5 protein-coding genes are annotated in these 4,843 nt (G+C 69.6%); 3 read left to right on the top strand and 2 right to left on the bottom strand.

Going from position 1 to position 4,843, the window contains the following annotated elements:
• Positions 1–200: 200 nt before the first annotated feature.
• Positions 201–842: a Tim44/TimA family putative adaptor protein gene (locus tag HUU96_RS11315; RefSeq protein ID WP_174292899.1), complete on the bottom strand. Its 642-nt coding sequence runs from the start codon at positions 840–842 to the stop codon at positions 201–203.
• Between the two features lie 166 nt (positions 843–1,008).
• Here HUU96_RS11315 and secB point away from each other — a divergent pair, with 166 nt between their 5' ends.
• Genes secB through trpS form a run of 3 tightly spaced genes read left to right on the top strand, consistent with a single transcriptional unit; the run spans position 1,009 to position 4,136 of the window.
• Positions 1,009–1,533, top strand: coding sequence for a protein-export chaperone SecB (secB, locus tag HUU96_RS11320; protein ID WP_174292900.1), 525 nt, complete (start codon positions 1,009–1,011; stop codon positions 1,531–1,533).
• Positions 1,534–1,560: 27 nt separating this feature from the next.
• A complete protein-coding gene (murJ, locus tag HUU96_RS11325; RefSeq protein WP_174292901.1) occupies positions 1,561–3,123 on the top strand; it encodes a murein biosynthesis integral membrane protein MurJ in 1,563 nt (520 codons plus the stop codon).
• Positions 3,124–3,131: 8 nt separating this feature from the next.
• Positions 3,132–4,136 (top strand): tryptophan--tRNA ligase, encoded by a 1,005-nt coding sequence (trpS, locus tag HUU96_RS11330; protein WP_174292902.1) that lies wholly within the window; start codon positions 3,132–3,134, stop codon positions 4,134–4,136.
• Positions 4,137–4,157: 21 nt separating this feature from the next.
• On the opposite strand, the gene HUU96_RS11335 is transcribed toward trpS, so the two are convergent.
• Positions 4,158–4,843: helix-turn-helix domain-containing protein (locus HUU96_RS11335; protein WP_254605191.1), on the bottom strand; the 686-nt coding region annotated here is incomplete at its 5' end.

The raw sequence follows: 4,843 nt of genomic DNA on the forward strand, positions 1-4,843 counted from the left end.
GACGATCCGCCCGTCGAAACCGCGCCCGCTCGGCACCGCCGCTGCGCCGGTGTAGCGCGACGGTCTGGCGTCCTCGGCCGGAGCACGCAGGGGAGTGCGGGTCGGGGCCGGCTGATAGGCGGGCGGCGGCACCACGCGGCCCCCGCACGCCCCGAGCAGCAGCGCCAGAACCAAGCACCCGACATTTCTCGGCATGGCTGTCACGCTTCGTCGGTGTCGGCGAGCTTCCAGTTCGGGTCGGCGCTCTTGAGCGTCCGGGCGAAGGTCCAGAGGTCGTGCGTCTCGACCGCATCGGTCAGCGATCCCGCGATCACCACGCCATCGGCATCGCGCGTCACCGCGGCGATGTCGGCATCGAAGCGCACCACGATACGGCCGGCGCGATTGGCACCAACGCTGGCTTCGATGATGGTCGCGCGCTCGATCGAGACTAAGCGGTTGTCCAGCGTCTCGCCGGCAGCGACGCGAGCGGCGATCGCCTCGGCGAAATGGGCGCGGACATCGTCGGTGACCAGATCAGCCAGCGCCGCCTCGTCGCCTTTCCAGAACGCTTCCAGCGTCAGGCGGTACGCGGCCTGCGCACCCTCGGCAAAGCGGGTCACGTCGAAACCCGGCTCGGCAGCGACGATAGCGCGCAGACCGGCCTCCGCGCCGGCATCGACCGGCTTGGGCGCGGCAACCTTCGCCTCGACCATCGTGTCGGCAAGGCGCGGCGCAGTCGCGGCGGGGACCTCCGCGGCGCGCGGCAGCACCTGTTCATGCCCGGTCCGCTTGCCGAGCACGCTGTACAGCCGCAGGGCCAGGAAACCCGCCACCATCGCGAGAAGGACGATAAAGAACACCAACGCCTCCGATCCAACCTCTATAGTAAGCACAAGCGCCACCTGATTCAAACCCGCAGGCGTTGAAACGCCCGATACCCGCTGCTAGGCGCGGCGGATCGACCAATTCACCCGGAAAACGCGCAGCCCCGGTGCTTCGCTCCGCTGCTTATGAGGATCGCCAAGCATGACCGACCAGGACCGCGCCGGAGGCACAGGCCCGGAGCAGGGCAATGCCCAGCCGCTGGCCAACGGGGCGGATACCAGCCCGGCGGCGGGACTGATCTCGCAATATGTCAAGGATCTGTCGTTCGAGAACCCCAATGCGCCCGCCATCTATCAGGCGACGGCCGCGCCGGGCATCGACGTCCAGTTCAACATCGCCACCAACCGGGTCGGGGATGAGGTCCATGAGGCCGTGCTGAAGATCGAGGTCCGCGCCGAGAGCGAGGGCACCGTCGCGTTCATCGTCGACCTGACCTATGCGGGGCTGTTCGGTTTCCGCAACATCCCCGAGGACCAGATCGCGCCGTTCATGCTGGCCGAGGCACCGCGGCTGCTGTTCCCGTTCGCACGCCGCGTTCTCGCCGACTGCGTGCGCGACGGCGGCTTCCCGCCGCTGCTGCTGGAGCCGATCGACTTCGGGCAGCTCTATATCCAGCAGGCCGAGGCGCAGGCGCAGGGCGCGAGCGGTACCGCCGGGCAGGCTTGATAGGCGGCCAGGCGTGATCGACCGCCGGTGAACCTCACCCGCGCGCTCGGCTCGGTCGGCGGCCTGACGCTCGCCAGCCGCGTGCTGGGGCTGGTACGCGACTCACTGTTCGCGCGCTTCGTCGGCGCGGGGTTCGCGTCGGACGCGTTCCTGGTCGCGTTCCGGCTGCCCAACATGTTCCGGGCGCTGTTCGCCGAGGGGGCGTTCTCGGCGGCGTTCATCCCGATGTTCAACCGCAAGGTCGCCGACCCGGACGGGCGCGGGCTGGTCGACGGCATCGCCTTTGCCGACGACGCGCTGTCGGTGCTGCTGCCGGTGCTGCTGACGATGACCGCGCTGATCGAGCTGGCCGCCTGGCCGGTGACGTGGCTGCTCTGGGGCAGCGCCCAGGGGGTCAGCCATGCGCAGTTCGGCTATGTGGTCGCGCTCAACCGCATCACCTTCCCCTATCTGCTCCTCATCAGCCTGGTATCGCTGCTCGGTGGCATCCTCAACTCGCTGGGGAAGTTCTGGGTCAACGCCGCCGCGCCGATCCTGCTCAACCTGACGCTGATCGCGGCACTGCTGATCTTCCACCGCCATGACCCGCTGGGCACCGCGCGCAACCAGGCGATCGCGGTGACGGCATCGGGGGCGCTGCAGCTGGCCTGGCTGGTGCAGAACTGCCGCGCCAACGGCGTCCACCTGCGGCTGAAGGCGCCGCGGCTGTCGCCCGACACGCGGCGGCTGCTGGCGCTGGTCTGGCCGGCGGCGCTGGGCACCGGCGCGGTGCAGGTCAACCTCGTCATCTCGACCGCGCTCGCCCGCGCGCTGCTGCCGGCGGGATCGGTCAGCTACATCTATTTCGCGGACCGGCTCAACCAGCTGCCGCTCGGGTTGATCGGCATCGGGCTGGGGACCGTCCTCCTCCCGACCATCTCGCGCCAGCTCGGCCGCGGCGCGGAGGACGAGGCGATTGAGACGCAGAACCGCGGAATGGAGCTGGCGCTGCTGCTCACCCTGCCGGCGACGGTGGCGCTCATCACCTGCGGGGTGCCGATCATCGCGGCATTGTTCCAGCACGGCCGCTTCGACGCCGCCGGCAGCCTGGCGACCGCGCAGAGCCTCGCCGCCTTTTCCGTCGGCCTGCCCAGCTACATCCTCGTCAAGGTGCTGACGCCCGGCTTCTACGCCCGGTCCGACACGCGCACGCCGGTGCGCTATGCGATGCAGTCGATGGTGGTGAACCTGGTCCTCAACCTCGTGCTGATCCCGACCATCGGCCATGTCGGCCCGCCGCTCGCCACCGCGCTATCGTCCACCGTCAACGTCGCGCTGCTGTATCGCGAGCTGCGCCGGCGGGGCCATTTCGTGCCGGACGCGCAGCTGCGACGTCGCGCGGCACGGCTGACGGGGGCGGCGCTATTGATGGGAGCGGTGCTGTGGCTGCTCGCCGATCGCTTTGCTCCCTACACGACCGGCCCCAACCTCCAGCGCTGGGCGGCGCTGTTGATGCTGGTGGCGCTCGGCAGCTTGGTCTACGCGGCAGCGGCATTTGCACTCGGGGCCTTCCGGCTGGCCGATGTGCGCCGGCTGGTCAGCCGATCCTAGGAACCATCATGCGCGTCGTCTCCGGCATCCAGCCCACCGGCAACCTGCACCTCGGCAATTACCTCGGCGCGATCCGCCAGTGGGTGGCGATGCAGGACGCGATGCAGGCGGGCGACGAGTGCCTGTTCTTCCTCGCCGACCTGCACGCGCTCAGCCAGCCGGTGAACCCCGCCGAGCTTGCCGCCAACACGGTCGAGATGGCGGCGACCTTGCTCGCTTGCGGCATCGACCCGGCGCGCTCGATCCTGTTTAACCAGGCGCGCGTGCCCGGGCACAGCGAGCTTGCCTGGATCCTGGGCGGCACGGCGCGGATGGGCTGGCTCGGCCGCATGACGCAATGGAAGGACAAGGCGGGCCGGCAGGGCGACAGCCAGAGCACCGCGCTGTTCACCTATCCCGTGCTCCAAGCGGCCGACGTGATGCTGTATCGTGCGACGCATGTGCCGGTTGGCCACGACCAGAAGCAGCATCTGGAGCTGGCGCGCGACATCGCCGTCAAGTTCAACACCGACTATGCCGTCGAGCTGTTCCCGCTGCCCGAGCCGTTCATCTCGGCGGCGGCACCGCGGATCATGTCGCTGCGCGACGGCAGCGCCAAGATGTCCAAGAGCGATGCCTCCGACGCTTCGCGGATCAACCTGACCGACGCCGACGACCTGATCGTCCAGAAGCTGAAGAAGGCCAAGACCGACCCCGCGCCGCTGCCTGACGATCCAGCCGCGCTCGCCGACCGGCCCGAGGCGACGAACCTGGTGACGATCTACGCCGCGCTGGCCGGCTCCAGCGGCGAGGCGGTGCTGGCGGAGTTCGCCGGCAAGGGCTTCGGCGCGTTCAAGCCCGCGCTGGCCGATCTGGCGGTGTCGGTGATCGGGCCGATCAGGGAACGGCTGGCCGGGCTGCTCGCGGATCGCGAAGCAGTCGGCGCGGCGCTGGAACAAGGGGCGGAACGGGCGCGGCAGCTGGCCGCACCGACGCTGCTCGCGGCGCAGCGGGCGGTGGGGTTGCAGGTCTGATCCTCCCCGGCACGAGGGAGATCAGCCCTCCAGCTGTCGCATCAACACCCTCACTGCCGCATCGACATCGCCATCCGAGTCGCGCAGCTCCTCGACCCGGCGCACCGCATGGATCACCGTCGAGTGATCACGCCCGCCAAACTTGCGGCCGATCTCGGGCAGCGAGCGGGTGGTGAGCCGCTTGGCGAGGTACATCGCGATCTGTCGCGGCCGCGCCACCGCCCGCGCCCGCCGTGCCGAGATCATGTCCAGCGGCTTCAGGTCGAAATGCTGGGTGACCGCCTTCTGGATCTCGTCGATCGTCACTCGCCGCTGGCTGCCGCGCAGTACCTCGCCCAGCGTCGCGACCGCGAAGTCGAGGGTGATCGCCTCGCCGGTCAGCTGCGCATAGGCGACGACGCGGTTGAGCGCGCCCTCCAGCTCGCGGATATTGGTGTGGATGCGCGCGGCGATGAGGTCGAGCACCTCCGCCGGCATCGCCACCTGCGGCAGGTCGGCGAGCTTGCGGACGAGGATCGCGCGACGCAGCGCCAGATCGGGTGCCTTGATGTCGGCGACCAGCCCTGCCCCCAGCCGGCCGACGATCCGCGCCTCCAGCCCGTCGAGCGCCTGCGGGCAGCGATCGGCGCTGATCACCAGCCGCTTTCCCGCCGCCATCACCTCGTTGATCGTGTGGAAGAACTCCTCCTGCGTCGCGTCCTTGCCGG

Source organism: Sphingomonas bacterium, from assembly GCF_903644135.1.
Taxonomy (GTDB): domain Bacteria; phylum Pseudomonadota; class Alphaproteobacteria; order Sphingomonadales; family Sphingomonadaceae; genus Sphingomonas.

What these genes read in the sequence shown, in the direction of transcription:
- trpS (WP_174292902.1), top strand. Translation starts at nt 3,132, where the DNA reads ATGCGCGTCGTCTCCGGCATCCAGCCCACCGGCAACCTGCACCTCGGC.
- secB (WP_174292900.1), top strand. Translation starts at nt 1,009, where the DNA reads ATGACCGACCAGGACCGCGCCGGAGGCACAGGCCCGGAGCAGGGCAAT.